Genomic DNA, 26,388 nt, shown 5'->3' with positions numbered 1-26,388 from the left:
TGTTTGTTGAACAACTCTTAAATTTAATTAAAAGAGATAAAAGCATCATATTTAAAATAGTATTGAAATGCCTCAAATAAATCTAATTCGGAACATTCTGCTCTTTGCTGCTTTACATTGTCTACAATATCCTGAATATCCGCCATATTTAAAACATAACAATAATTATTTTGAACAGCAAATTTAGGTATATCTTCATTGTCATCCAATTCATCTAGATCAATTAAATAACAAGAAGAATTCAAACCCCAATTCTCTCCATTTGGTAAAAATAGAGAGACGTTCCATTGGTAGTCACTTGCATTAATCAATAAATTTCTTAATACCACTAAATTTTTCAGTTTTTTTACCTCGTCAGTTGACCCTTTAATAAAATTATAACATTTCTTAATCCAACTGCTAATTAGTTCAATAATCCTGAAAGTAATGCTTGTGTAAAGTATCCATCAATTTCTACAAACATAATAGGCACGACTGATTGCTAACCAATCAATATAGCTTAAATTTTTAATAGTATTTCTTTCATTTTGTCATATTCTCTTATGCTACTATCCTGCCATTTACTTGAATAGTAAAAAGCTACCGAAGCAGCTTAAAGGTTATTCAACTATTGTGTGCGTTAGTTGCATAACAACAACTAATTAAAATATTAATTATCGATAAAAGTTCTTCTTGTGCAATTAGATAATCTTCACCTGATTCTTCATCTAAAACATAGAAACGAATACTTCCATCATCATCTATAAGAGCAAGTGAAAGATCAATTACTAAACATTTGCAATATGGATTTTCAGAATCATTTAGTTCATAACCTGACTTGAATTCAAAAATATACCTTTGATCTTCTTCAATAATATATTCTTTATTTTCAATTGTTAGTTTCAATGTCATCTTTCTCATTATTATGTTCTCCTCTGCTTTTAAGAAGAAATTGGATATTCATTGCTATACTATTGAATTATAAAACGTGTAAATTTGTGATTGAAAATGATAAAACGTTATCTGATTGGTCGATTATTGCTTCACATGACAATGTTAAGTCACTTTCCTCATTATCTATCCAAAGATCAAATTCCATTGCATAACCTTCGCCATAATTGTACTCTATATAGTTAATATTCTTGTAAGCTAAATCAGGTGGAATTGTAAGTGTCCCCCAATAATTTAGTTCTTCTTTAATGTCCTCGATTGCAAGTTCTTTGATTAGTTTGGAACTAATTTTTACAAAATCTTTATTTACTAAATCAAAAACAGTTTCTTTAAGTAATAAACTCAATTTTTCTTTTAAATTCATAATTCCACCACCTATTATGAATTTAATTATACAGTATCTTATTGCACAAAACTGCCATTTACTTTAATAAAAAAGAACAGTCTTTGGCTGCTCTTGATCTTCAACTAATGCACTGCGTTAGTTGAAGTTCTGTTCCTTTTAAGTGGATTGGCTTGAGTTACTCTGTTCTATTTTGAATATAGGTAAAGTCCAAAATCCTGCATAACGGAGGTGTGCCCCATTTGCCGCAACATGGTAGCTATATTGCCACGGTGATATGATCCGTGAGTGACAACGTGAAGTACCGATTCAGATGTAGATGTTTCAAGCAACCCAGCATATGGGTTATCCACCACGATCAACTTTTCATTATCTTCTTGACTGTTCAAAAATGCTTTGTTTCGTTCTGATAAGTCTAGAAATATTATTTGCATTTCCTCAATACCTTTCGTTTCCACCTGTTCTCTTAATTGATTCGTGAACGCCATTGCTTCATTCATACTTTTACCTGAGAGAATGTCAAACCATGCATAATCTGTGAGATAAATGTGAGACAACACCTTTGATACCGAAGAAAAACCACTCTGAATTTCCTTATGATAAATTTCCTTTGGAAGTTCTTTTAAACGATCAATTATAACTCCATTTGCCCATACGTGGTAGTTGTACATTTTTAATGCTGGGTTCGTCATATTAAATCCCCTCCATTTTCACTTGTCTTTTCCCATAATATGTTAATTTTGATACATAAATGATAATTCCTTCACTAGCCACTACCGAAGATATTAAATTAATCCTTATAGAACTATCCTGTCATTTTGTTGAATAAGAAAAAGCGATCTTCTATTGAAGAATCGCAATGCGATAGTTACATAATTAAACAAATGTATTTTTCTGTATTTTTATCAAATATTAACTATACATGTTAATTATAGGAGGGAATTATATTGAAAAACGCTTTTTTAATGATTTTCGCTACAATAACTCTAACAATTTTTAGTTCTAATTCCGCATGTGCTTTATCGTTAAATCAACTTCCCACAGCAAGAAACTCTGACCACTGGAAGGTTACCTTTGATAAGCCAGATATTAATGACGTAAAGCAAAAAAAAGACGTATTCAACGTTTATAGTTTAGACATAAAAAACATTGGAGAGAAAGTTTATGACCCACAAATTGAAGTTTACAGGGATGAACCAAATACAAGCACTATGTATTGGTTATTTACTAGTGGAGTATCTCCCCTAAAACAAGATTTACATCATCAAAACATGCCAGTATCTTCCAATGCTAAAAATATCGAGGTAGTTATTACATGGAGAGAACAACCTTATGAAAAAATGACAACGGGGGAAAAGTACCCAGCAAGAAAATATAAGCAAACATTTGTATTTAAACAAAAATAATTAAAATCATTATTTCTTAACAAAAGGACCAAGTGAAAGGTCCTTTTATTTCGTAAAATACATAAGAAAAAGAACTACTAAATAACACATGATATTGAACTAACGCATCAGTTAGTTACCTAATATTACATCTTGCTAAGTTCGAACCATTTTTCATATTAGTGATATTTTTTTGCAAAAAATGATTTTTTCACAGAAATTGTGTAGAACAAAATGAAAAAGGTAAAAATCATTTTCCAATGTAAGGTTGTTGATTATGTTGTATGGATAAATTCAAACTTATACTTCCGAAAAGTAAAGAATACGAAATCATAAACCAAAATCCCCATTTTTTTAGCCTAATATAACCAAATATCATCATCAAAGTTATAAAAGCTACTATCACTCTAAATAATGGTTCAGATACATTTGAAACTCCAAACCTTTCAGCTATGCCAATCGAGTCAGTAGATGTATTATAAAAAACGGAACTAATTATTAGAACTATGGCACCAAAAATATAAAAATAGCTAATCACTGAAATACCTAAAGGTTTTTTCAATAATTCCGCCTCCTAATATTATTTATAACTATTATAATCCATATAATGGTAAATTTGTGAAAAGCCTTATTGAACGATCCTTCGAAATATAAAAAAGTACTGATCACTCAGCACTTTTTTGTTAAACTAATTTATTGCGCAAGTTGCATAATAAGTTGGTACTTTTACGTAAATACCTATTTCTTAGTAGAGGTATTCTTTCTAAATATACCATAAAGAAAAAGTGCGACTCCTCCTCCAAAAGCGCCAGCAAAATGAGAACTTCTTAAAGTATCATTCAAAATAAACGCTGTCACTAAAAAAGCAAGTACAAACGAAATACTCAATAAAAAATTTGTTAAATAATATTTACTTGAAAGCATGATTTACTCCAATCTTTTTATTCTCTCTAAATAAGTTCCATATTTTTACAGCAAGTCCTTCTTCAACTAAAGCAATGCGTTAGTTGAAATAGGAAACAGTATAATAATCCTTCATATAATTACCGATTTAATAAATAATCTCCTATTCGAACTAAATATAATTTAAAATCTTGTGGTATAACATAACAAAAATGATTTACCAAACTTATTAAGAGTTATTTACTAATGAAGGAGATATTGATGGTAGTTCCTATCACCATGCAAACTTTCCTATATCGGTAAAAGCTAAAGTATTTAAAGTGGACATTACTTGGGAAAAAACAATAAAAGGAAATCAAACTAGACATTTTAAAGAAACATTTGTTTTTCATCAAAAATAATTTATACAAAAAGAGGAAAATCATAGGATCTTCCTCTTTTTGTAGTTTAACTTATGCAATGCGATTGTTGAATAAGAAATCAAGTATGTTCTTAATACAAATTCGTTTTATTGCGTGTTAAATTTGTTTAAACATTTTTATGTTGTTAAAAGATTGAGCATTCCAATCTTTTGCCCACCAACCAATTTGATAAGTATCTCCAGCTTTGAAATTTTTGATTCCAAATGATTTAATTTGCTCATCTGTAAGACGTAACATAGAATTTTTGAGGTTAATTGCTCTGAAATATACCCAACCATCTTTGGTTGAACTTACTTCAAATTTTTCATAGACGATGTTATGACCATCTCCAATTTCTTTCATTTTTATAGGAGCCCCATTTTCACTAGGTTTTAGTTGTGTAGGGCTAACATCGTTCTGTTTATTTGAAACTTGTGGTTTCTTAACAACTACATCTTTCTTTTCTTCATTTGAACAACCACCAGCTAAAATTGCAGTGATTGATAATACTAATACTAATTTCTTCATATGTATTCCCCTTTATATCTAGTAATATAAATATTTTACCATAAAATCCCATATTCTAATTCTACTATCCTGCCATTTTGTTGATAAGAAAAGTAAGATTTAAAAGAAAATTGCTAGAAACAAGCCTGGATAAGTAACTGATACATCACCATTACGAGCGAGCTAAACCATGAGTCAAATGAAGAAATCAAATACGCAAAACTAAACGCAGCTGTTAAAAATTAATGGAAATTTATGGTGTAATTAATGAAAAAGGTGTGTTTATATGACAACAGTAATTGTATTTATTTATATAACTGCAATACTTGTATCAATCTTTTTTGTTGGTCCTTTTGCACCATTAGTGGGCCTTGCGATTGGAATTCCTATACATATACTTATTTTACTTGTTAAAATCCATAAAAAACTAAATGAGATAGAGAGTAAACTAGAATAAGAATGAACTGATACATGCTTAAGTTGTACAAGACCTGACAGCATTGTATACAGAGTGTAAGCTTACAGTATTCTTTAACTAATTCAACTAAAAAAAATATAAGAAATGAAATGAATAATAATAATTTAAAGATAGTTGGCTTTATAAGAAATTAAAGGTTCAAGATATAGATAAATAATTTAATAGAAAGAAGGAATAAAATATTATGATGAGTTCTCTGATTGGATTTGTAATTTTTATTGGTATTTTTTTAGTATTTGATGCAGTTAGAAAATTGAATAATAATGTCATTGCACAAACCGAAGAAATAAAAAAATTACACGAACGTTTAAAATAAGAGATCCTTTTGTGTTAATTGAACTTTATGCTTAACCAACCCAAACATATGTTAATTCAAGATTACTAATATATTTTTTTAAATCAATATGAGAGGTGGAGGAGTTTGGTTGTATAACGATTTGACACTACGAATTAGACCTATTAATGAAGAGGATTTATTTTCACTTTGGACATTAACGTATAAAGAAAGTTCACCAGAGTGGAAGAAATGGGATGCACCATATTTTGAACACAAAGCTGTTACTTTTGAAGACTATTTAAAAAATAAGAATACTATTGTAAACCAAGAGGATAAATGGATTATTGAGGTAGATGGAAATGTCATTGGAATAGTTAGTTACTATTGGGAACATAAACCATCTAATTGGCTTGAGATGGGAATTGGTATTTATGATCCAAAATATTGGAGTGGGGGTTTTGGTACTAGAGCTTTAAAACTTTGGATTAATCATTTATTTAATACATTGCCTCTTGTGCGTGTAGGGTACACAACATGGTCTGGAAATCATCGTATGATTAAAGTTGGAGAAAAATTAGGAATGACGATGGAAGCACGATTAAGAAAATGTCGTTTCTATGATGGAACATATTTTGACTCGATTCGTATGGGGTTATTACGGGAAGAGTGGAATGATTTCATAGAAAAAGATGGATTAATTAAAGTTCAGAAAAAATGATGTTTACATAAAAATGAAATTTCTTTTTCAACTAAAACATGCACTTGTTAAAGAATAGGAATTAAAATTTTTTATTTCCTTTTAAAATATTAAGAATGAAGTCAGATTCCTAACAATTTGGAATCTGACTTTTTTATTTAATTCTTTACTATATTTCCGAACGAAAAGTTTTACCTAACTTATTTCCGAGACCGAAATAATGACGGAAATTATATATTAGTGGACTCCATTTATCTGGATCAATATGATTTTCTTCAATGATGATTTCATTATGAGCATGTACATGTAAAACTTGTGTCTCAACAATTGCAAATTCAGGTGAATGTTCAGGGATACGAATGTGTTTTACAATTGCCTCGATTTGAATTGGGCATTCCGTTATTCGTGTAGGTTTTACGGTTTGTGACTCTGTAGCAGTTAATTTACTGATATTGTATTTTTCTTTTTCATATGTAAATCCTATATCTTTCTTAGCGTCAGGAACGGGATTTTTTCCCGTATAAGGGGCTAAAAATTCAACATTCTCCCATAATAAAGGGTTAGGTACATTGATTACACATTCAGGATGTCGCTGTAAATTTTCAATAGCTTTTCCTCCAAGTCCAATTCCTAATATTATGCAATCTCCTAAAGCCCATGAAGAAGACATAGGACTAATATTGACTGTTCCATCCTCATTCATTGTATTTAGCAAAATCACAGGTGTTCCATAGTATAGAATTTTGGGTCTAATCAACTTTGTATTTGTAAAATGATTCATTTTTTTCCTCCTAATAATTATGTATTTCAAAATTTATTGTAGAATATAAATAGTTCAATTATCATCGAAATATGGATTACATAACGGGAGGAGAATAAAAATGAATGCAAATCCTAATGTAGCAGTGGTTGCTACACTTGTAAGTGAAACTTCACGTGCAGCAATATTAACTGTCCTTTTAGATGGTAGATTTCATCCTGCTAGCGAACTGGCATATATGGCTGGAATAAAGCCACAAACGGCTAGTTTTCATTTAGCAAAATTAGTCGATGCGAAATTAGTTAGCGTAGAAAAACAAGGGAGACATCGTTACTACGGTATTCGAAATCAGGAAGTTGCTCATATATTGGAGACATTATTATCAATAGCCCCTCCAATTGAAATTAGGTCTTTAAAACAAGCTTCAGAAAATACAGCAATTCGTTTTGCAAGAACGTGTTACGATCATCCTGCTGGTAAGTTTGGGGTGCTATTAACTGATTCTTTAATTAACTTGGGCGTTATAAATGAAGAAAGCCAAGGATTTATTGTTACGGAAAAAGGTGAGAGATTCTTTACTGATTTTCAAATTGATCTTGAAAAAATTAAGAAGAAGCGTCGATCATTTACACATAAATGTTTAGATTGGAGTGAAAGACGTTACCACATTGGTGGAGCATTGGGAAATGCGCTTCTTGAAAGATTTTTAGAATTAAATTGGATTCAACGTATGCCAAAAACAAGAGCCATAAAAATAACTTTTGAAGGAAAAAAAGGATTTAACGAAATCTTTTCTTTTGATATTTAAAGTAACTATTTACGAAAATCAACCTGAAAAAGCAGATACGCTGATAATAAGAACGGATGGCTAAGCAATTAGAGAATATTAATACCTGAAGAGAATAAACTTTTCACTGAAGAATAAATATTAACAAAAGAAAATAATGGTTCAGTGAAATGGGGTTTGAGCTATGAAAGAAAGGTCAGAAAAAAGACATAATGTTCCAGTTGGTTCAAAAAGTGTTATTACTTTCGGTTCTGCTTTAGCCATTACAATATCTTGGAGTATTCATAAATCAGTTCTCTGGGCAATAATTCACGGTTTTTTTAGTTGGTTTTATGTTATTTATTATCTTTTTACTAAGTAAAGTTTTAACTCGATAGTTTACTAGATCAGAGACGCTTGTTATTAGAATAAATCTCATTTTAGTTTAATAGTTTCAAAAAATTAAAAAATCCTAATGTAAACCCTTTCAAAATTTTTATTTTTCAAAAGGGATTGACAACTTATATCAAATTCATTAAGATGAATAAAAATAAAACGAAAAAGGAGACATGAACATGTTTTTCGCACGCACGAATAATGGGCTACAACATCATCATCCACCCAGGGTTTGAATCTATGGACAAAAATTGACCGTAGATGCAAGCCCTCTTCGTGTTACGAAAAAGGTGCTTGTGTCGTGCCAGAAGGCCATACAGGCATTTAACCTGTATGGCCTTTTTGTTTTTTCTAGAAGGGGGAATGTTCAATGGATGGAAAATTAAAGCAGTCATTAGTCAATTATCGATATAAAAGGAAAATGGAAGATTATGCATTAGAGCGAGGATATATCCCGTTTCATCCTCAGCTATTCGAAGAGTATGATTCATTTTCAAGTCGAAACCCAAGATTAGCTAGAGAAGACTTAGTTGTTGTTTTAACACGGTTACAGCAAATTTTATTGTTAAGACCCGATTTAACAAGTGCATTGATGAAAGAAATTTATCCGATCGCGCTTAAGGAAGAGAAATGTAAAGTATTTTATCAATCAACAATCTATCGAAATAATGGAGTAGAGCTTGAAGAAATAAATCAATTTGGTATTGAAAATTTAGGGCAAATTACTGAAGCATCTGAAATAGAAGTAGTTATTATGGCAATTGATTTGCTAAGCAAAGTTCCTTTTATTTTAGAAATCGGGCATACGGGGTTTATCGAAGGATTATTTAAAGAATGTAATTTAACCGAATCGCAAAAAAATAAATTGAAAAAGCTAATTTATTTAAAAAACATAGATGAATTAGAACGATTTATTCAGTCAATTAATTTACCGTTTCAAGCTAGAAATGTTTTTGAACAGTTATTTAGTTTACAAGGTAAAGGAGAAAAACTTCATTCATTACTTAGAAGCCTAGTATTAAATAATGAAATGGAAAATGCTGTTGAGAAGGTAATCAAATTTCAAGAAATTAGTCCTAATATTCTTCTCGATTTATCGATCGTAAATGAATTTGATTATTATGACGGAATCGTTTTTAAAGGGTATTATGATCAGTTAAATAAAGAGGTTTTAAGTGGAGGACGCTATCTTTTGGTGTCTGAAGATTCGGAAAACAGTATAGATGCAATCGGATTTTCGATTGATACAAATGCTTGGATAACATGTCAAATGAGGGATGTAAAGTGAATTGGCTAACAGTTGCAGTTGCAAAAGGAAGACTTGAAGAAGAGGTTATTAAAATATTAAGTCAGTCTGGTTACCGAAAAGTAATTGATTCTAAAACAAGAAAACTAATTTTTGAAGATGAAGTTCATAAAATTAAATATTTAGTAGTGAAACCTGTGGATGTCGCTACATATGTTGAACGAGGAGTTTGCGATCTTGGTTTTGTAGGAAAAGACATTCTGCTAGAACAAGAGAAAGATGTATATGAGTTGATGGATTTAGAACTTGGAAAATGCATTTTTGCAGCAGCGGGTTTTCCAGGAACGTTAATTGATCGAGGTGATGAAACGTTAAGAGTTGCGACAAAATATCCAAATATTACTTCGAAGTATTTCCAGTTTAGGCAAAATATTGAACTGATTTATTTAAACGGTTCTGTTGAATTGGCACCAATTGTAGGAATGTCAGACATTATTGTTGATTTAGTAGAAACAGGAAGTACTTTAAAAGCCAATGGATTAGTCATCTTAGAAGAAATGATTGCAATCAGTGCTAGAGTGATTTCAAATCGGGTTAGTTATCGATTTAACTATTTCCGTATTACTGAATTTATAGAAAAAATAAAGAAGGGTAGGAACATATATGCTGGAAATTTTATCGATTAATCATAAAAGCGAGAAACTTGAAAGTATTATAAACCGAACGAATTTACCCACTGTTGAGATCACAAAAAGCGTAGAAAAAATTTTATTAAATGTGAAAGAAAATGGAGATGAAGCAATTCGCAGGTACTCTTTAATTTATGATGAGGTCAAGCTAAATAGCTTCGAAGTAAGTGAAGATGAGTTTAATGAAGCTCTAGAACAGACTGATAAAAGTTTAGTAAATGCATTGATTGAAGCTAAGAAAAATATAGAGGCATATCATGAAAAGCAACTGCAAGATGGTTATAAAATAAATGATAAAAATTCATATGTTCAACAATTAATTAATCCGATTGAAAGAGTTGGTGTGTATATCCCAGGTGGAAAAGCAGCATACCCATCAACAGTTTTAATGAATGTGATTCCTGCAAAAATAGCAGGAGTGAATGAAATTGTCATTGTAACGCCACCAAATAAAGAAGGGAAAATTAAGGCATCAATTTTAGTAGCTGCGAAATTAGCTGGTGTTACAAAAGTATTAAAAATTGGTGGAGCGCAAGCAATTGGGGCACTGGCTTATGGTACTGAATCAATTGAAAAAGTAGATAAAATAGTTGGTCCTGGCAATATTTATGTGGCGCTTGCTAAGAAAAGTGTTTCAGGAATAGTTGGAATTGATATGGTTGCAGGTCCAACTGAAGTTGTCATATTAGCAGATGAAACAGCCAATCCAAGATTTATTACTGCTGACTTAATGGCACAGGCAGAGCATGATGAAATGGCATCAAGTATTGTTATTACGAATTCAGAAGAGTTTGCACAAAAAATACAGCAAGAAATACCAAACTTATTAGAAGAACAACCAAGAAAAGAAATTATTAAAAGCTCTTTCGAAAATTATGGAGCCATTATCGTCGTTAAAACGATCGAGGAAGGAATAGAGCTTGTTAATAAGCTAGCACCTGAACATCTTGAGTTAATGATAAAGAATCCAGAGTCGATCGTTCATAAAGTTAAAAATGCTGGTGCTATTTTTTTAGGAGACTATACTCCAGAGCCTGTGGGTGATTACTTTGCCGGAACAAATCATACATTACCGACTAGTGGAACTGCAAGATTTACCTCACCCTTAAATGTAAATGATTTTCAAAAGAAAACATCTGTTGTTTATTACAATAAGGCTGCCTTAAGTGAAGCTAGAAAACATATTGAAGTAATCGCAGAAGAAGAAGGACTATTTGGTCACGGTAAAGCAATTAGTATTCGATTTGAGGAGGATTCCAAGTGAGAACTGCAATGATAACAAGACAAACAAATGAAACAAATATTCGTTTGAAATTAAATTTAGATGGCGATGGAGAAAGTACGATTCAAACTGGCATTGGTTTTTTAGATCATATGTTAACGTTATTTTCATTCCATAGCGAAATAAACTTAGAAGTATTTTGTGAAGGTGATCTTGAAGTAGATGATCATCACACTACAGAAGATGTTGGTATCGCGTTAGGAAAAGCGCTATTAATAGCGTTAGACGAAAAAATTGGCATTAATCGTTACGGTTCTTTCTATATTCCAATGGATGAAACGTTAGCAAGAGTTGTCGTCGATTTTAGTGGGAGACCATATCTTGTTTATATTGATCGAACGGTAAGAGAACGAATTGGGAATATTGATACACAAAATTTCAAAGAATTTTTTAAATCATTAAGCTCTGAAGCTAGAATGAATTGTCATATGGAAGTTTTATATGGAGAAAATGATCATCACAAAATTGAAGCTTTATTTAAAGCATTTGGTAGAGCAGTAAAACAAGCAGTTGAAATAACTTCGACTAAATTACCTTCCACGAAAGGAATGTTATAAGTGAATATTATTATTGATTATGGTGTAGGTAATTTAGATTCATTAAAAAGAGCATGTGAAGAAATTGATTTTCCTGTAGTCATTACGAATGAAATTGAATTGATTGAGCAAGCTTCTACTATTATTCTACCAGGTGTTGGGGCATATGAAGCAGCGATGAACGAATTAAATCGACTTAATTTAGTAGATTGTATAAAGTCTAAGGCAAAAAGCGGTACACCTATTTTAGGGATTTGCCTAGGAATGCAATTACTATATGAATTTAGTGAAGAAAACTTTGGGGCAAAGGGGCTTGGGTTAATTAAAGGTAAGGTAAAACGTATACCTGACATTGTAAAAGTGCCACATATGGGCTGGAACAAATTGAATTTTACTAAACAAGAATCATTATTAAAATATGTAAATGAAGGTGAGTATGTCTATTTTGTACACTCATTTTATATTAGTTCAACAAATGATGAACTTTTAGCTTATTCCGAATATGGAGTTAAGATCCCAGCAATAATTAAATCCGATAATATTTACGGAATGCAATTTCATCCTGAAAAAAGTGCAGAAACAGGTCTAAATTTATTAAAAGCATTTAAGGAGATGTGTTTATATGATTCTATATCCAGCAATTGATTTAAAGGACGGTAATTGTGTTCGCCTTGAGCAAGGAGATTTTAATAAGAAAGTAATTTATAAGAGTTCACCACTTGAAGTTGCGTTAGATTTTGAAAAAGCAGGTGCAAAAGTATTACATATTGTTGATTTGGATGGAGCAAGAACTGGAGAACGGAAAAATGCTTCTATAATAAAAGAAATCATTCAAAAAACGAATTTAAACATTCAGTTAGGTGGAGGAATAAGAACACTTGATTCGATTTCATTCTGGTTAGAATTAGGTGTTGAAAAAGTTATTATAGGTACAGCGGCAATTAATAATAGACAACTTTTAGAACAAGCTGTTTTAAAATACGGTGATCGAGTCATTGTAGGAGTAGATGCAAAAAACAGTCTTGTAGCCATAAATGGATGGGAAGAGTCGACAAATCAAGATAGCTTTGAATTTTGTAAACAGCTAGAGCAACTCGGAGTGAAAACAGTTGTATACACTGATATTTCTAAGGACGGCATGTTAAGTGGACCTAATCTAGAAGCATATAAAAGATTAGCCGACGAAACAAATTTAAATATTATCGCTTCAGGTGGAGTGAGCTCGATCAATGACCTGATGTCACTTCGAAAGTTAAAGATTTATGGTGCGATTTCTGGTAAAGCATTATATGAAGGAAAATTTACAGTTGAGGAGGCACTTAAATGCTTGCAAGAAGAATTATACCGTGCTTAGATGTTCGTAATGGACGAGTCGTGAAAGGAAAACAGTTTTCAAGTATTCAAGATGTTGACTCACCTATAAAACTAGGAAAATATTATAGTGAGAATGGTGCTGACGAGCTAGTATTTTATGATATTACGGCTTCAAATGAAGAAAGAGATATATCATTGAAATTTGTTTCAGAAGTAGCGAAGGAATTGCGTATTCCTTTCAGTGTTGGTGGTGGAGTGCGTTCGATTGATGATTTTACAAAACTATTAAGAAATGGTGCCGATAAAGTATCGATCAATTCTGCCGCAATTTTAAATCCGAATTTAATTAAAGAAGCATCTGAACGTTTTGGATCGCAATGTGTTGTGCTTTCAATTGATGCAAAGTTAAATAAAGATGGCAATTATAAAGTGTTTATAAATGGTGGTCGGAAAGAGACTGAATGGGATGCGATTGAATGGGCTAAAAAAGGTGTGGAACTTGGAGCGGGTGAAATTGTCTTAAATAGTATTGATGAAGATGGCATGAAAAGGGGATTTGATATCAGGTTGCTGCAAAAAATTACAAATGCAGTTAATGTACCTGTTATCGCATCTGGTGGGGCTGGCAAAGTAGAACATTTTTATGATGCGATTGAATATGCAAACGTCGATGGGGTTTTAGCTGCATCAGTATTCCATTTTGGAGAGATCAAAATTAGTGAATTAAAAGACTATTTAAATGAAAAAAATATTCCAGTTCGACTATAGGAGGAGAAAACATGTTTTTTGATATTGAAAAAATTCGCTTTAATGAACAAGGTTTAGTACCAGCAATTGTGCAAGATATTGATTCGAAAGAAGTATTAATGTTGGCATATATGAATAATGAATCAATTAAACTCACAATCGATACTGGATTTGCAACATTTTTTAGTAGAAGTCGTAGGTCAATCTGGAAAAAAGGGGAAACATCAGGGAATCTTCAATATGTCAAATCAATTTCTTATGATTGTGACCAAGATTCAGTTTTACTTCAGGTTGAACAAGTAGGTGTAGCTTGCCACACAGGAAGCTACAGTTGTTTTTCCGAAAAATTAACTTTAAAACAAGAAAAGAATATTGTTCAGAATAAATCATTTAGTTATTTACCGAATCTCTATGAAACGATACAAGATCGAAAAAAGAATCCAATTGAAGGATCTTATACTACATATTTATTTAATCAGGGGATAGATAAGATATTGAAAAAAGTAGGGGAAGAGACAAGCGAAGTAATTATTGGAGCTAAAAATGAAGGAACTGAAGAATTAATTTATGAAATTAGTGATCTTGTCTATCACACAATTGTCTTAATGGTGGAAAAAGGAATAAAACTTGAAGAAATAAACAATTGCTTAATAAATAGGAAGGAGAAAGTAAAATCTTGAAAATTGATGGGCACACTCATACACAATATTGTCCGCATGGAAGTGGCGATGACGTACAATTAATGATCGAAAAAGCGATTGAACTTGGGTTTGATGAATACCATATCACTGAGCACACACCAGTACCATCATCATTTCAAAACTGCTTAAAGCCAAATGAAGCAGTTGCATCACTTGCGATGTCTGAAAATGAGGTAGACGAATATATTAAAGAAATGTATAAAGTAAGAGATCAGTACAAGGATCGAATTCGTATAAAAATTGGATTTGAATACGATTATTTACCGAGTGAATCAGTATGGTTTAAAGACTTCTTAAAAGAATACGGTAAATATTGTGACACAGGACTTTTGTCAGTTCATTACTTGGAAGGAATAAATGGATGGCATTGTATAGATTATAAAGCTGAAGATACTCTTTCTGGTTTAGTAAATTACTATGGTAGTGCAAAAGAGTTTCAACTTGCTTATTACGATGTAGTAAAACAATCAATCATTGATGATTTTGGTCCATTTAAACCAAAACGAATAGGACATATGACTTTATGCAATAAATTTAAGCAATTTTTGAAATGCGAGGATACGGAAAAAATACTAAATAAACAAATTGAACTATTAAAGCTAGTAAAAGAAAAAAATTATATCTTAGACTATAATACTGCAGGATTATTTAAAGAGTATTGTGGTGAAACCTATCCACCAAACCATGTCGTTGAAATTGCGAAGTCCTTAAATATAGAGTTAATGTATGGATCAGATTCTCATAGTGTAAAAGATGTTGGAAGAGGATATGATGTTTATTTTTCAAATAGTAAAAAATTTAGCTGACGATTAATTGGTATTACAGATTTAAAAAGGGGAAACTGATTTGTCAGGCCTTATATGAGTAAGTAATTTACCATCTGTTTACTATTTAACTAACTCATTACCTCATTATGAGTAAGTAATATACACCAATTTGTAAAATAACTTACTCATGAGACTGCTATGAGTAAGTTATTTTCATATTTTCCCTTTTTTGCTAACTCATGAGCCCTTTAAGAGTAAGTAATTTGTATCAATTTGCCATTTAACTAACTCATGAGCTCTTTATGAGTAATCAAATTTCATGTTTTCCCGTTTTTACATACTCATTTAATCCTCAATATAGTGAAATTCCCCCAAATTACAAATATCAACCGTTGATATATAATTAAGAAAAATATGAAATCTTTTTTGAATATAGTTTATATAAAAGGAGAATTCGAATGTCGAATATTATTTGGTTGGTATTAGGGGCTTTATTAATGAGTACTATCGATTATTTGATGTTTCATTTTGGACTTGTTGATAACAAGAAACAAAGATGGGACTGGTTTGAAAAAAGAACAAAGTTTCAAAAAGTTAGTGTACTTTCTGGTGTGTTTTTAGTTTTATTTGTCATTCAATTTGTAACTTCATATTAAATACTACTAAGAGAGTCATACTTGTGGCTCTTTTTGGTTTTTAAATAGATATTTTCAGCTAACTTCTACAAGTTTAATTCCAAAGTTCCAAATGTTATAAGAAAATAAAAAAAGAAAAGGTAAAAATGGACATTTGTTGAATAAATAAACAGTGGTGACCTCAATATGAAACGAACGTTATAATTTAATTCAAATTTAGTCCTGCTTTTTTAATAACAATTTAATAGTTGTGAGGAAACTTAACAGGGTAATTTCTAAAATTATTAGGGTTAAAAAAGGTGGGGATTTTTTGAATCGAAAAGAAATGTTTTTGAACGTATTAGACAAAACATATGATCAGGAAAGTTGGTTTGCGCCACTAAAAGATGCTATTGAAGGAATTACAGTTGAACAAGCTGGTTGGAGACCAATGGGAGAAGCAACTAAATCAATTTGGGAAAATGTTAATCATCTTCTATATTACAAAGAGAGGCTTGTAGCAAATCTAGAAGGTAGAGAGTGGACACAAAATCTAGACGGCGACCAAACCTTCTTTCTTACTGAACAATCGAATGAAGAAAACGAATGGAAGAAAGTAGTTGAACGCTTGGAAAAGTCCTCTGTTAGTTTAAGACAGCTAGTGAGTAATATGACAGATGAGGAACTGATGAGAGATTCTTTTGAAGTTAAACTAATGGATCTATTACTACATGACGCTTACCATACCGGACAAATTATTCAAAATAGAAAAATGCAAGGATCGTGGCCATCACATCGTTGATATAATCTACCTGAGGCAGCTCAAAGCTGTCTTTTTTTGTTTAAAAACACACGGAGTTACTTAATCGATTATCTTGTTATTTCAATAGAAATAAATTAGGAGCGGAAAAATGAAAAAAAGATTACGAAAAAAAAGTTCAAATGAATGGGAATGGTTTTCAGTAAAAGTGTTATTTGCATGTGAAATATCTGGAAATCCTTCACCAGAAAAAATCGATGAAGATTACGACAGTGACGGTCATAAGACATTTGAGGAAAGCATTTTTCTTATAAAAGCACCTTCTCAGGAAGAAGCTTATGTAATTGGTAAAAAAGAAGCAATAAAAAATGAAGTAGATTACTTAAATCAATATGATCAAACAGTAGAATGGAAGTTCATAAAATTGATCGATTGCTTTAATTTATCTGTTAAAAAACTTGAAACAGGTACTGAACTATTTTCCCGCTTTATAAGGGTTCCGCATGATTTGCCGAATGAAAAGGTTAATTCATATATTGACCGAGATTTATTTCATGAAAAAGAAGTCGGCAATTAAGTTGAATAAAACTATATTTAATAGGAGAAATGATTATGTTTAGTTATAAAATTGAAGAAAACTTGCAATTAAAGCTATTAACTCTACAAGATGCAGAAGAGTTATACAAATTAACAATCAATTCAATGGAACATTTAAAAGAGTGGTTACCATTAATAGCATATAATAAAAAACTTGAGGATACAGAGAATTTTATAAAATCGACAATGAAACAATTTGCTGAAAACAATGGATTTCAAGCTGGTATTTGGTCAAATGAAAAACTTGTTGGCGTAATCGGATTTCATAAAATTGATTGGTCAAATAGGTCGACAAGTATCGGTTATTGGTTAGGAAAAGGGTTTGAAGGATCAGGCATAATGACAAAAGCATGTCATGCATTTGTTAATCATGCATTAACAGCTCTATTGCTAAATCGGGTCGAGATTCGTGCAGCTGTTGAAAACACAAAAAGCCGTGCTATACCTGAGAAATTAGGATTCCTTCAAGAAGGTCGGATCAGGAATGCTGAATGGTTGTATGATCATTATGTAGATCACATCGTTTATGGTATGTTAGCCGAAGATGGGGTTTCTTTAAAGAAATAATGTTAATTTCAGTTCAATGAACTTTTTTTCTTGCATGAAAAGTATTAATACTTCAAATACTTCATTTGAAAGGATTTACTAATTATTTGGTAAAAATATTAATAACTACTTTGTTAAATGAAGAGAAAGTAGAGTTAGTGGGCGGTCATTAAGATAATGACTTGTCTAGCGTGATGCTATAAACTGCATGTAAGAAAAGGAGAATATCAATGCATTGGTATGAAAAACTAAATCAGTATTTTCCAGTTGAAGAAATGAAATCAAGGGAACATATGGAAACATTATTGAAAGAGCGGCCAGATATTTACCATAAAGATGAAGGTCCGCATCATGTTTTAATGTATGCGGAACTTGATGATTTTGTATTTATCGATTACTTGTTCGTTTCAAAAGATGCCCGTGGGCAGGGGTTAGGGTATAAACTACTTGATAAGCTAAAGAAAAAAGGCAAACCGATTATTTTAGAGGTTGAACCAGTTAATTATGAAGATACAGACACTGAAAAACGGCTTCGATTTTATAAAAGAGAAGGTTTTGAGCATGCTCAGTCGATTGGATATAGCAGACGCTCACTAGCAACTCAAGAAATAAACCCTATGGAGATTTTGTACTGGTCTCCAAATAATGAGGGTGAAGAAATGATTTTTAAAGCGATGAAAAAAACATATAATATGATCCATACATATAAGGATACACATTTTTACGGTGAATCTTATCAGCCAGTAGAGGAAGTTTTAACCTTTGGTGAAAATAATAGCAATCAAAATCTTTTAGAAGACATATAAAAATGCGAAATCAAAAACGACTGATTACCTCAGTCGTTTTTTCTAACTACACACCCATACGTTTGCGTTGATTGTTCGGCTTTTTAGAAATTTGATTCTTTTTCGTCATATCTTTAACAGCATTTACTCCATTATTTTGATTAGAATTTTGCTGTTTTTTGCTAGCCAACTTTTGTTTCATAAGTTCCTGAAGACTAACTTTTTTTGGTTCATTGTTATTTTCGCTCATAAATTTAATTTCCTCCAATTTTATCATACTTTTATAATGACTTGTTGAAGGAAAATTAGCAAGTACATTTAAAAGAATTAAAAGTTCTATTAACTTTCTTTTTCTGTATTTTTCTTATGAAACTCTTCCATTTTTTTACTCTTCGAATATGCAGATTCCTCTGAATGTCCAAATTGATCTACAGAACTTTTCTGTGGACCTTTGTTTGTATGTCCTTTTGCCATGTTTAACCCTCCTTTTTTATTATTATGTGCTTAAATTCCTTGAATAATCTCTTATTTAAAATGGGAATCTATTCATGATTAATGTTATGAGGAGGAAGAAGTATGACTAGTAAAAATGGCAGTAAAGGAAGCAAAAACCAAAATGCACCAGAACTTCATGGACAAGCACCATCTAGTGGTGACAACACAAAAGGGAACGTCTATCGCTCTAAAAAAGGCAGTAAATCACAAACGGAATTACACTAATATAACCAAATAAAAAAGAGCTTGGATTTCCCCAAGCTCTAATTTATTCTAATTATTCTCAGTCTTGAACATCAAAACCTTCTTCATCTAAATATTCACAAGCTTCACCGTAGCTATTGAATGTACCATCAAGATTTTCTCCTGCGTAAACATTCCACATGTCCATTTCTGAAACAAGTTTAAGAATTTGTCCGTTAGCATTAACCCAGATTTCTTCTACTTCTTCATCTTCTTCTTCAAAAATCGGCTCGATTGATAGGCTTTCGATTGACTTAGTTAGGATTGTGCGAAGTTCGTCTTCAGTAAATTCTCTTATATTTACCATACCTTTTTCGTTTGTTTTGTATCCCTTAATACCTTCAGCGTATACAAAGCCGTTCCCATTAGGATGTAAATGATAAACAACATTCATTTTTTCTTTTAAACTTTCTTCATATTGAAAATTTGTACGCCCAAGTGAGACTGGCTTTTTAGTTAATTCTGGAAATGATTCAATGATTGTTAGTTTTTCTTCGTAAGTTAGCATAATGCCTCCAAATAAATATTCTTTTACCTATGTTTTGTATGTAACGTAACAAATATAACAAAAATCTTTTGAAAATGACATAGAATTGTCACAATTTCGGTTACTCTAATTTGGTAAAATAATAATGCTGTATAAATTTAACATATTCCTTTTGGCATATTTTTGGACTTAATTTGATTTTATTATACATAGTAGGTGATTACATGACAGTTAAAGAGAAAGTGAAACAAGAATTTATAAAAAAACAATTTTATAAATCGTATTTAAATGAAAATGAAAACAATATCCATCCGATTGCAGTTTTAGCTGACCTTTACAACGAACAAAATGATGATATGGATCTTTCATCTATCCGATTTGCACAAGGTGAAGTTTATTTTGAGAATAAAGATTTTGAATCTGCAGTTTTCAAATGGGAAAAAGTCGGAAATCAGTTAAGTGATTGGGCAAAGAAAAACATTGCTGATTCTCATTATGAAATTGGTGCATTTGAAACAGCAGAAAAGCTATATAAAGAAGTTAAAACAGATAGTAGTACTTTAACATCTGAAATATTCTTAAATTTATTCTCACTTTATATCGATGTTTCGAAATACGAGGAAGCAGACCGTATTATTAAAGAAGCAGTTAAATATAATCCTGATTATCCAAATGTAACAAGAATTGCACGTAATTTTTATGAAAAACATCACGATTGGAATAGTGCTGTAGCTCTAGCTTCAGATGAATCAATTCGTACAGAAGATTTAAAATGGTTTGTTGTATTAAGAGAATACATTATAAATGGTGTAACAAAAGAAATGGCACCAAGTTATTTTGTGCAACCGTTACTTTCATTGGCTAAAGTTGATCTTGAGCACTTTGAATTAATGGTTGAAGCACTTTGGAATAGTTACAGAGAACAATCAGTTTATGTAAATTGGTTACAAACATTCAATGATATGTTATTCCAAATTAACGTTGAGACAGGTGTGAAGTGGAATCGTTTGCCATCGATCTATTCAATGACTTACGAAGAATTAGTTGAAGGTGACTATTTTGTAGCTCAGCTTGAAGAAATGATGCCAAGCTTCTTAACAAATTGGTTACGTATTACGGATATTAGGGGTGCAGTTTTAGCAACAACTGCAACACTTGCATGGGATCGTTTATTCCCAGGCCGTATCGATTATCAAATTGTTGCTGATGCAGAAAGAGCATTTGAACAGTTAATGAATACGCCTGATTGCTTTGAAATTGGCAAAGAATTATTTGAAAACATCTTACAATGGTCTGTTTTAAATGAAATAGAAGTTGGTGACCGTTTTGAATGGTGGACAAGTAAAATAACTCAATTTGAAAATACAACAATGCTTGTTGCAGGTACATCTGGTAACGGTAAATCTTCATTTGTTAACTCACTTTTAGGTGAGAAAATGATGGGTTCTTCTACTTCAATGCCAGTATTATTTGAACAAGATAATGAATCAAATATTATCGTATTTTCGAAGGAAGGAAATACAAAGCTTCCTGAATTTGCAGATTTTTATGATTTAACAACAGTTGAAAATAATCTGCTAAAAGGTGATGAATTAGTATACTATAAATTACCAAATTCATTTTTAGAAAAGCACCGCTTATCAATCATTGATACTCCTGGAATTGATGGAAACCAGGTTAATACAAAAGCATTATTACAATCTGTAAAACTTGCAGATCGTCTTGTTTATGTTTTAAATGCTACTGCACCATATACAGAAAACGAACGCTCTTTACTAGTTAAAATTCAAAAGGAATTACCAACTCTACCGATTCACTTTATTTTAAATAAGATGGATTCAATTTATAGTAAAGAAGAAATTGATCGAGTTCGTGCTGAAATCCAAGCGAAAGTTCGTGTAGATTTCCCTAGCGCTAAAGTATTACCATATTCTTCAATTTATAGTAATCAAGATCAATTTAAAGATTTAGAATTATTTATAGAGAATAATGTTCTATCAACTGATGCTAATTCTAAACAAACAGAGAAATTATTATTAGCTATTCGCAAATTAATTAATTTCCTATTAGAAAAACGAGTTGAGAAAGAAAACGAACTACGTGCTAATGTTGAATGGAATGAAGTTCTTGATGACAAATTAAATGGTCTATTACATTCTTTAAAAGATAAAGAAATGGAGCATTTAAATACAATTAAAAGCTCGTATCGTGAATTAAAAGACGAATTAAAATATGACCTGAAGCTAAGTATTCCTGGTCTACTAAAAGAATGTAAAGAGTTAATCAAAGAAGATAGTGATTTTGGTACAATTCTTGAAACGATAAACGAAGAGATGAATCTTCGAATTGGTGAGTATGTAAGAGAGAATACTTTACCAAAACTAAATGAAGCTCTTCAAAACTGGATTAAAGAATCAGGTATTTTATTAGAAGGTACTCAAAGCTATTTAACTGAAATGAGTGATTCTTTAAATGAATACATTGGAAATGAATATTTAAATCTCGAGTGTGATTTTAAAGTATTAGATGACTGGCGCCGTGATGCTGATCGCATGACTAGTATGACTCAGTTAGATGACATGAATATTTTATTAAATTCTTCACCATCTCAATTCATCTTAAAGAGCTCAGGAATCTTATTAGGTTTACTGCCACAAAATAAATCAAAGCTTGTTGCTCAATATCAAAAGTATGTTGATAATGTTAACTATGATGATGTAACATCAGAATTATCAACGAAGTTTTTCCTACAATTTGAAATGTTTGAAAAAACTTTACCAAGAGATTTATCAATGTTCTTACATGCTCCATTTGAGCAAATCCATGAACTAGTTGATGAAACAAGAGTAGCAATTGCTAACTATAATCAAACAATAGAAGATATGAAATCAAATCCAAGTATTTACTTTGATCCGATCACATTCTTCACAGTAAGATTAAGACAATTAGAATTTTTAACATTACGTAAATAATAGGAAAAGAGTGTGCTAAATGGCACACTCTTTTTTCTTATTGATTTATGCAATTATTTATAAAGCTTACATTCAACTATTCTTCTGTTTCTTCTTCAAACGGAATATGTACAACGATTGTTTGGTAACCTTCTTTAATTTTTACATAACCACCCCATGGGATTTGGAGTATTAAAAAGGCTCCTTTCGTATCAATTGAAAAATGTGCAATTTTTTCATGTTCTTCATCGAGTAAAAGCACTTCCCGCTCATTCCCAACTGTTCTAATACCAGGATGGCAATGAATTTGTATTTTCCAGTTGCCAAGTCTACTTAATAAGAAATGACTCATAAAATAGATCACCTTCTATCGTTTAGTTTCTTCAAAACGAACTAATGAAACATATTGGGAGAACAGTACGAAAAAACAGATGAGGCTATCTTTAAATTAATTCTATTCTAAAGAATGGTAACTTAAAACTATTTAGGATTATTCGAAAAATATTTCTTACTCATAATGAAATTCATGTGTGAGAAATAAAGTGGAAAATTTGGGTTAGAAGAATTCATGAGTATGTAAAAATGCAAAAGTTTGAGAAACAACAATACGCTTTTTGAAGAAAGTATCTCCGAGAATTTAGGATAGAGGCTGAGGAGATAAAAAACAAATTGATAAGAAAAGTTTAAAAGAGTTGCTAAAATAACTCTTCTTTGTTCTTCAACGATCTGGGAGTTTAGTTACTTTAAGATTCTTTAAGATTCTTTAGAATTCAATTAAAAAAAATGTATAATGCAGGAGATTCTAATTTTTACGTCAAACTCAAATCATAAGCATTTACATAGCAAAATATATGCTAAATGGAAAGTTGTAGTATTGAAAGAAGGTGATACATAACCCAAAGCCGATCGCCAAAAGAAATGACTGGAAAATTTAAAATCTTGGTAGTCGGGTAGCCTCAGGAGCGTCTTTTGATTTCTAGATTGTTGGTAAAATCTTATTTAGGAACTAAGGAGAGGTGTAAGGATGAAAAAAAGAAACCGAAAATTAATAGTACCGACTGTTGCTTCATTGTTAACATTATCGTTGTATTTCCCAGGAGGCCCAACTTTTGCCGCAGCTTCCAAACATGTACAACTTATTCAGGCAACTCCAACCGCTGCAAATCATGGCACTTCCATTGGTCACAAAAACCGCAACTCCAAAGCTTCGATAACTATTGCCCTTCAGCTAAGAAACAACGATCAACTGGATAATTATATTGCCAGCTTAAAAAACCCTGACTCAAACAACTACAAGAAATACTTAACTCCCGACGAATTTAAAAATCAATATGGCCCAACTGATACAACTGTTGCTAAAGTTAAAAGCTATTTGACAAGTCAAGGCTTTAAAGTAGAAAATGTTTCTTCCAATAACGCCTTTATTACCGTCAGTGGCACCATTGGTCAAATGGAGGATACTTTTGGTGTAACCATAAATAACTATAAAGATTCAAATGGCCAAACCTATTATGCCAATGATCAAGCTCCTTCCATTCCCGCTGAATTTTCTGGGGTGATTACGAATGTTGAAGGTCTGAATAATGAAGCACATTATACACATTCGAAAATTAGTAGTTCATCTATGCAAGTCTCAGGGCAGAATAAAGCAGTGACACCGAAAGTGGGGAGTGGTCCAGCTGGCGGTTATACACCGGCTGAATTAAAAGGTGCTTACGATATCAACCCACTGTCAACTGCTGGATATACTGGAACTGGCCAAACTGTAGCAGTCATGGAGTTGGACGGATATAAAGCAACGAACATTAGTACCTATAACAATTACTATGGCCTAGGAAGCCCTGCACCAACAAATGTATATATTGATGGTTATAGTGGTGCTGCCGGTCAAGGTGCAATCGAAGTTGAACTTGATATTGAGGTAATCAATGCAATTGCGCCAAAAGCACAGGTGGTTGTATACGAAGGGCCAAATAGCGCCCAAGGCTTAATTGATACTTATCAAAAAATTGCCTCTGATAATAAGGCAAAATCAATTTCTGTTAGCTGGGGGATCGGTGAGCAGCATGAAGCAAGTGCGACTATGAATAGCTTACATACCATATTCCAACAATTTGCAGCCCAAGGACAAAGTATTTTTGCTGCCTCTGGAGACAATGGTGCCTACGATTCAGGAGGTAGAACTTTAGAAGTCGATAGTCCTGCAAATGACCCGTATGTGACTGGTGTTGGTGGAACTCACCTGAATTTAAGCGGTACTTCTTACAGTTCAGAATCCGTTTGGAGTAACAAAACAAACAAATCAGGTGACGGAGGAGGATTATCTAAAGTTTATGCTATGCCGTCATTCCAGTCAGGTCCTGGAGTCCAAAACAGTTATTCGAATGGTAAAAGGGAGGTTCCTGATGTATCAGCAGCTGCCGACCCTAACACCGGATATTCAATCTATACTGGAGGAGCATGGCATGTAGTCGGTGGAACATCAGCTGCCGCACCATTATGGGCTGGAATCGCTGCACTCAATAATCAATTTGCATCAGCAAATGGTAAGGGAAACCTTGGTCAAGCAAATCCAACTCTTTACCAAGTTTTTAATACAACTCAAAAATATGCAGCTTATCATGATGTTACGTCTGGAACAAACTTGTACTATCCGGCTACATCTGGCTATGATATGGCTTCAGGTATTGGGACACCAGATGCGTATAATTTAATTCGCGATATAAATGGGTTTTAAAGTAGTAAAACGACAGTCTCCAAATATTGGAGGCTGTCTTTTTTGTTAATGAGAGAAATTAAGAGTGATTTTAAATTCAACCTTTTTCTGTAAAAAAAAAACGAACTAGAGAATACTAAATGAAAATCAATCTATGAAAATATAAGCTACTAACTTCAAATAAATCATACATATATTTGGTTGCATAAGAAAAATTAGATTTGCTAATGTCTGAATAATGTTTTATGTATGACGTTGTTACTATGCAATTGGAGTAATTGGACGATTAAATTTGATTTTGGTAATACTTTACAATTACATACAAAAAATGTATTATACATACATATAAATGTATGTAAGGAGAATATCATTTTGCCTAGAAATAAATATCCAGAAATAACAGAAAAAAAAATTTTGGATACAGCAACTAAGTTATTTTTAGAAAAGGGATGGGAACAAACTACTATTCAGGATATTGTAGATGAAATTGGTGATTTAACTCGAGGGGCATTTTACCATCATTTTAAATCAAAAGAGGATATCATCGAAGCTGTTCTCAATCGTCTTGCAACTGAAAACGACCCATTTATAGAAGCTAAAAATATTACTGGTTTAAATGGACTGGAAAAGTTGAGAATGGCATTTTTATTGTCATTTGAAAATATTGGTCAATTAGAAGCCATTAAAACGATACCAAAGATCCTAAACAATCCTAAAATGATTGCCAAGCAATTAATTGAGTGTGTCAATTCGGGGGCTCCTGATATTCTTGCCTTCATCGAAGAAGGGGTGATAGATGGGTCTATTTCTGTCCAATATCCTAAGCAGACAGCTGAAACTTTTATGTTGTTGACCAATATATGGTTAAGTCCTATTATCTTTTCAGTAGACACTGAAGAATATCTATTAAAAGCAAAACACTTACAAGCTTTATTTAATAGTATTGGACTTCCAGTAATTGATGACCAAATAATTGATACCCTTGTAATGGTTCATAAAACGTTAATAAATATCTAAGGTGACTGCCATTTGGCAGTTTACTTTTATATAAATACATACATATATATGT

General features: G+C 31.8%; 36 protein-coding genes. 24 read left to right on the top strand and 12 right to left on the bottom strand.

The genetic code is table 11. The annotated features are described in order from the left end of the window. Positions 1-23 precede the first annotated feature (23 nt). The 4 genes from ACFWM3_RS04635 to ACFWM3_RS04620 form a co-directional block, all read right to left on the bottom strand. Positions 24-329 carry a DUF7716 domain-containing protein gene (locus ACFWM3_RS04635; protein WP_483867257.1) on the bottom strand — a complete coding sequence of 102 codons (306 nt, stop codon included), beginning with the start codon at positions 327-329 and terminating at the stop codon, positions 24-26. A gap of 274 nt (positions 330-603) precedes the next feature. Beyond that, on the bottom strand, positions 604-900 hold the full coding sequence (locus ACFWM3_RS04630) for a hypothetical protein (protein WP_390310487.1): 297 nt from the start codon (positions 898-900) through the stop codon (positions 604-606). A 58-nt stretch (positions 901-958) separates the two neighbouring features. Next, positions 959-1,294, bottom strand: a complete 336-nt coding sequence (locus tag ACFWM3_RS04625; protein WP_390310485.1) for a DUF7668 domain-containing protein — start codon at positions 1,292-1,294, stop codon at positions 959-961. A 167-nt stretch (positions 1,295-1,461) separates the two neighbouring features. Next, positions 1,462-1,965 carry a DinB family protein gene (locus ACFWM3_RS04620; protein ID WP_390310484.1) on the bottom strand — a complete coding sequence of 168 codons (504 nt, stop codon included), beginning with the start codon at positions 1,963-1,965 and terminating at the stop codon, positions 1,462-1,464. 255 nt (positions 1,966-2,220) lie between these two features. On the opposite strand from ACFWM3_RS04620, the gene ACFWM3_RS04615 reads away from it, so the two are divergent. Next, positions 2,221-2,679 carry a hypothetical protein gene (locus ACFWM3_RS04615; RefSeq protein WP_335475012.1) on the top strand — a complete coding sequence of 153 codons (459 nt, stop codon included), beginning with the start codon at positions 2,221-2,223 and terminating at the stop codon, positions 2,677-2,679. Positions 2,680-2,908: 229 nt separating this feature from the next. Here the strand turns inward: ACFWM3_RS04615 and ACFWM3_RS04610 are convergent, their stop codons facing one another. The 3 genes from ACFWM3_RS04610 to ACFWM3_RS04600 all read right to left on the bottom strand — a co-directional run bounded on the left by ACFWM3_RS04610 (position 2,909) and on the right by ACFWM3_RS04600 (position 4,490). Further along, positions 2,909-3,220 (bottom strand): hypothetical protein, encoded by a 312-nt coding sequence (locus ACFWM3_RS04610; protein ID WP_390310482.1) that lies wholly within the window; start codon positions 3,218-3,220, stop codon positions 2,909-2,911. A gap of 176 nt (positions 3,221-3,396) precedes the next feature. Beyond that, entirely contained in the window at positions 3,397-3,582 is a 186-nt protein-coding gene (locus ACFWM3_RS04605) for a hypothetical protein (RefSeq protein ID WP_056470630.1), read from the bottom strand. A 497-nt stretch (positions 3,583-4,079) separates the two neighbouring features. Further along, complete coding sequence (locus ACFWM3_RS04600) at positions 4,080-4,490, bottom strand: hypothetical protein (protein WP_056470627.1); 411 nt, start codon at positions 4,488-4,490, stop codon at positions 4,080-4,082. A 265-nt stretch (positions 4,491-4,755) separates the two neighbouring features. Between ACFWM3_RS04600 and ACFWM3_RS04595 the strand changes: the two genes are divergently transcribed. The 3 genes from ACFWM3_RS04595 to ACFWM3_RS04585 all read left to right on the top strand — a co-directional run bounded on the left by ACFWM3_RS04595 (position 4,756) and on the right by ACFWM3_RS04585 (position 5,942). Further along, complete coding sequence (locus ACFWM3_RS04595; protein ID WP_156339664.1) at positions 4,756-4,926, top strand: hypothetical protein; 171 nt, start codon at positions 4,756-4,758, stop codon at positions 4,924-4,926. A gap of 205 nt (positions 4,927-5,131) precedes the next feature. Beyond that, entirely contained in the window at positions 5,132-5,263 is a 132-nt protein-coding gene (locus ACFWM3_RS04590) for a hypothetical protein (RefSeq protein ID WP_390310480.1), read from the top strand. Between the two features lie 109 nt (positions 5,264-5,372). Continuing rightward, complete coding sequence (locus tag ACFWM3_RS04585) at positions 5,373-5,942, top strand: GNAT family N-acetyltransferase (protein ID WP_390310479.1); 570 nt, start codon at positions 5,373-5,375, stop codon at positions 5,940-5,942. A gap of 148 nt (positions 5,943-6,090) precedes the next feature. Here the strand turns inward: ACFWM3_RS04585 and ACFWM3_RS04580 are convergent, their stop codons facing one another. Then, the gene (locus tag ACFWM3_RS04580) at positions 6,091-6,702 is read right to left on the bottom strand and encodes a flavin reductase family protein (protein ID WP_390310477.1); all 612 of its coding nucleotides are present in this window, start codon (positions 6,700-6,702) and stop codon (positions 6,091-6,093) included. Positions 6,703-6,802: 100 nt separating this feature from the next. Between ACFWM3_RS04580 and ACFWM3_RS04575 the strand changes: the two genes are divergently transcribed. The 16 genes from ACFWM3_RS04575 to ACFWM3_RS04500 all read left to right on the top strand — a co-directional run bounded on the left by ACFWM3_RS04575 (position 6,803) and on the right by ACFWM3_RS04500 (position 18,448). Further along, positions 6,803-7,489: an ArsR/SmtB family transcription factor gene (locus ACFWM3_RS04575; RefSeq protein WP_390310475.1), complete on the top strand. Its 687-nt coding sequence runs from the start codon at positions 6,803-6,805 to the stop codon at positions 7,487-7,489. Between the two features lie 163 nt (positions 7,490-7,652). After that, entirely contained in the window at positions 7,653-7,829 is a 177-nt protein-coding gene (locus ACFWM3_RS04570) for a hypothetical protein (RefSeq protein WP_175403510.1), read from the top strand. A gap of 384 nt (positions 7,830-8,213) precedes the next feature. Further along, complete coding sequence (locus ACFWM3_RS04565; protein ID WP_390310473.1) at positions 8,214-9,131, top strand: ATP phosphoribosyltransferase regulatory subunit; 918 nt, start codon at positions 8,214-8,216, stop codon at positions 9,129-9,131. Next, a complete protein-coding gene (gene hisG, locus ACFWM3_RS04560) occupies positions 9,128-9,775 on the top strand; it encodes an ATP phosphoribosyltransferase (protein ID WP_390310472.1) in 648 nt (215 codons plus the stop codon). The genes ACFWM3_RS04565 and hisG overlap by 4 nt, the downstream gene beginning before the upstream one ends. Further along, a complete protein-coding gene (gene hisD / locus ACFWM3_RS04555; RefSeq protein WP_390310662.1) occupies positions 9,756-11,042 on the top strand; it encodes a histidinol dehydrogenase in 1,287 nt (428 codons plus the stop codon). The genes hisG and hisD overlap by 20 nt, the downstream gene beginning before the upstream one ends. Continuing rightward, positions 11,039-11,617 (top strand): imidazoleglycerol-phosphate dehydratase HisB, encoded by a 579-nt coding sequence (gene hisB, locus ACFWM3_RS04550; RefSeq protein ID WP_390310470.1) that lies wholly within the window; start codon positions 11,039-11,041, stop codon positions 11,615-11,617. The genes hisD and hisB overlap by 4 nt, the downstream gene beginning before the upstream one ends. Then, the gene (gene hisH / locus ACFWM3_RS04545; protein ID WP_390310469.1) at positions 11,618-12,241 is read left to right on the top strand and encodes an imidazole glycerol phosphate synthase subunit HisH; all 624 of its coding nucleotides are present in this window, start codon (positions 11,618-11,620) and stop codon (positions 12,239-12,241) included. It abuts the gene before it with no gap. After that, positions 12,219-12,950, top strand: coding sequence for a 1-(5-phosphoribosyl)-5-[(5-phosphoribosylamino)methylideneamino]imidazole-4-carboxamide isomerase (hisA, locus tag ACFWM3_RS04540; RefSeq protein ID WP_390310467.1), 732 nt, complete (start codon positions 12,219-12,221; stop codon positions 12,948-12,950). Before hisH ends, hisA begins: the two co-directional genes overlap by 23 nt. Continuing rightward, positions 12,920-13,678, top strand: a complete 759-nt coding sequence (gene hisF, locus ACFWM3_RS04535) for an imidazole glycerol phosphate synthase subunit HisF (protein WP_390310466.1) — start codon at positions 12,920-12,922, stop codon at positions 13,676-13,678. Before hisA ends, hisF begins: the two co-directional genes overlap by 31 nt. An 11-nt stretch (positions 13,679-13,689) precedes the next feature. Continuing rightward, positions 13,690-14,337 carry a bifunctional phosphoribosyl-AMP cyclohydrolase/phosphoribosyl-ATP diphosphatase HisIE gene (gene hisIE / locus ACFWM3_RS04530; RefSeq protein WP_390310464.1) on the top strand — a complete coding sequence of 216 codons (648 nt, stop codon included), beginning with the start codon at positions 13,690-13,692 and terminating at the stop codon, positions 14,335-14,337. Beyond that, on the top strand, positions 14,334-15,164 hold the full coding sequence (hisJ, locus tag ACFWM3_RS04525) for a histidinol-phosphatase HisJ (protein ID WP_390310463.1): 831 nt from the start codon (positions 14,334-14,336) through the stop codon (positions 15,162-15,164). Before hisIE ends, hisJ begins: the two co-directional genes overlap by 4 nt. 419 nt (positions 15,165-15,583) lie before the next feature. Continuing rightward, complete coding sequence (locus ACFWM3_RS04520) at positions 15,584-15,781, top strand: hypothetical protein (protein WP_056470580.1); 198 nt, start codon at positions 15,584-15,586, stop codon at positions 15,779-15,781. Between the two features lie 304 nt (positions 15,782-16,085). Next, positions 16,086-16,541 carry a DinB family protein gene (locus ACFWM3_RS04515; protein WP_390310660.1) on the top strand — a complete coding sequence of 152 codons (456 nt, stop codon included), beginning with the start codon at positions 16,086-16,088 and terminating at the stop codon, positions 16,539-16,541. 109 nt (positions 16,542-16,650) lie between these two features. Continuing rightward, positions 16,651-17,076, top strand: coding sequence for a DUF4288 domain-containing protein (locus tag ACFWM3_RS04510; RefSeq protein WP_390310462.1), 426 nt, complete (start codon positions 16,651-16,653; stop codon positions 17,074-17,076). A 35-nt stretch (positions 17,077-17,111) separates the two neighbouring features. After that, positions 17,112-17,663 carry a GNAT family N-acetyltransferase gene (locus ACFWM3_RS04505; RefSeq protein WP_390310461.1) on the top strand — a complete coding sequence of 184 codons (552 nt, stop codon included), beginning with the start codon at positions 17,112-17,114 and terminating at the stop codon, positions 17,661-17,663. A gap of 209 nt (positions 17,664-17,872) precedes the next feature. After that, a complete protein-coding gene (locus tag ACFWM3_RS04500; RefSeq protein WP_056470573.1) occupies positions 17,873-18,448 on the top strand; it encodes a GNAT family N-acetyltransferase in 576 nt (191 codons plus the stop codon). Positions 18,449-18,494: 46 nt separating this feature from the next. On the opposite strand, the gene ACFWM3_RS04495 is transcribed toward ACFWM3_RS04500, so the two are convergent. Together ACFWM3_RS04495 and ACFWM3_RS04490 are read right to left on the bottom strand one after the other, a co-directional pair. Further along, positions 18,495-18,677, bottom strand: coding sequence for a hypothetical protein (locus ACFWM3_RS04495; RefSeq protein ID WP_056470570.1), 183 nt, complete (start codon positions 18,675-18,677; stop codon positions 18,495-18,497). Positions 18,678-18,766: 89 nt separating this feature from the next. Further along, on the bottom strand, positions 18,767-18,901 hold the full coding sequence (locus ACFWM3_RS04490) for a hypothetical protein (RefSeq protein WP_255294764.1): 135 nt from the start codon (positions 18,899-18,901) through the stop codon (positions 18,767-18,769). A 102-nt stretch (positions 18,902-19,003) separates the two neighbouring features. Here ACFWM3_RS04490 and ACFWM3_RS04485 point away from each other — a divergent pair, with 102 nt between their 5' ends. Continuing rightward, positions 19,004-19,147 carry an imidazoleglycerol-phosphate dehydratase gene (locus ACFWM3_RS04485; RefSeq protein ID WP_156339662.1) on the top strand — a complete coding sequence of 48 codons (144 nt, stop codon included), beginning with the start codon at positions 19,004-19,006 and terminating at the stop codon, positions 19,145-19,147. Positions 19,148-19,205: 58 nt separating this feature from the next. Here the strand turns inward: ACFWM3_RS04485 and ACFWM3_RS04480 are convergent, their stop codons facing one another. Next, on the bottom strand, positions 19,206-19,673 hold the full coding sequence (locus ACFWM3_RS04480; protein WP_056470567.1) for a hypothetical protein: 468 nt from the start codon (positions 19,671-19,673) through the stop codon (positions 19,206-19,208). Positions 19,674-19,876: 203 nt separating this feature from the next. Between ACFWM3_RS04480 and ACFWM3_RS04475 the strand changes: the two genes are divergently transcribed. After that, positions 19,877-22,624 carry a dynamin family protein gene (locus ACFWM3_RS04475; protein ID WP_390310460.1) on the top strand — a complete coding sequence of 916 codons (2,748 nt, stop codon included), beginning with the start codon at positions 19,877-19,879 and terminating at the stop codon, positions 22,622-22,624. A gap of 76 nt (positions 22,625-22,700) precedes the next feature. Here the strand turns inward: ACFWM3_RS04475 and ACFWM3_RS04470 are convergent, their stop codons facing one another. Beyond that, entirely contained in the window at positions 22,701-22,955 is a 255-nt protein-coding gene (locus ACFWM3_RS04470; RefSeq protein WP_056470561.1) for a hypothetical protein, read from the bottom strand. Between the two features lie 672 nt (positions 22,956-23,627). Here ACFWM3_RS04470 and ACFWM3_RS04465 point away from each other — a divergent pair. Then, a complete protein-coding gene (locus ACFWM3_RS04465; RefSeq protein WP_390310458.1) occupies positions 23,628-25,340 on the top strand; it encodes a S53 family peptidase in 1,713 nt (570 codons plus the stop codon). 351 nt (positions 25,341-25,691) lie between these two features. After that, the gene (locus ACFWM3_RS04460; protein WP_390310457.1) at positions 25,692-26,336 is read left to right on the top strand and encodes a TetR/AcrR family transcriptional regulator; all 645 of its coding nucleotides are present in this window, start codon (positions 25,692-25,694) and stop codon (positions 26,334-26,336) included. Positions 26,337-26,388 lie beyond the last annotated feature (52 nt).

The sequence above is a fragment of the Gottfriedia sp. NPDC058432 genome (genome assembly GCF_042721555.1).
GTDB lineage: Bacteria > Bacillota > Bacilli > Bacillales > Bacillaceae_G > Gottfriedia.
This window is presented reverse-complemented; position numbering and strand designations above follow the sequence as displayed.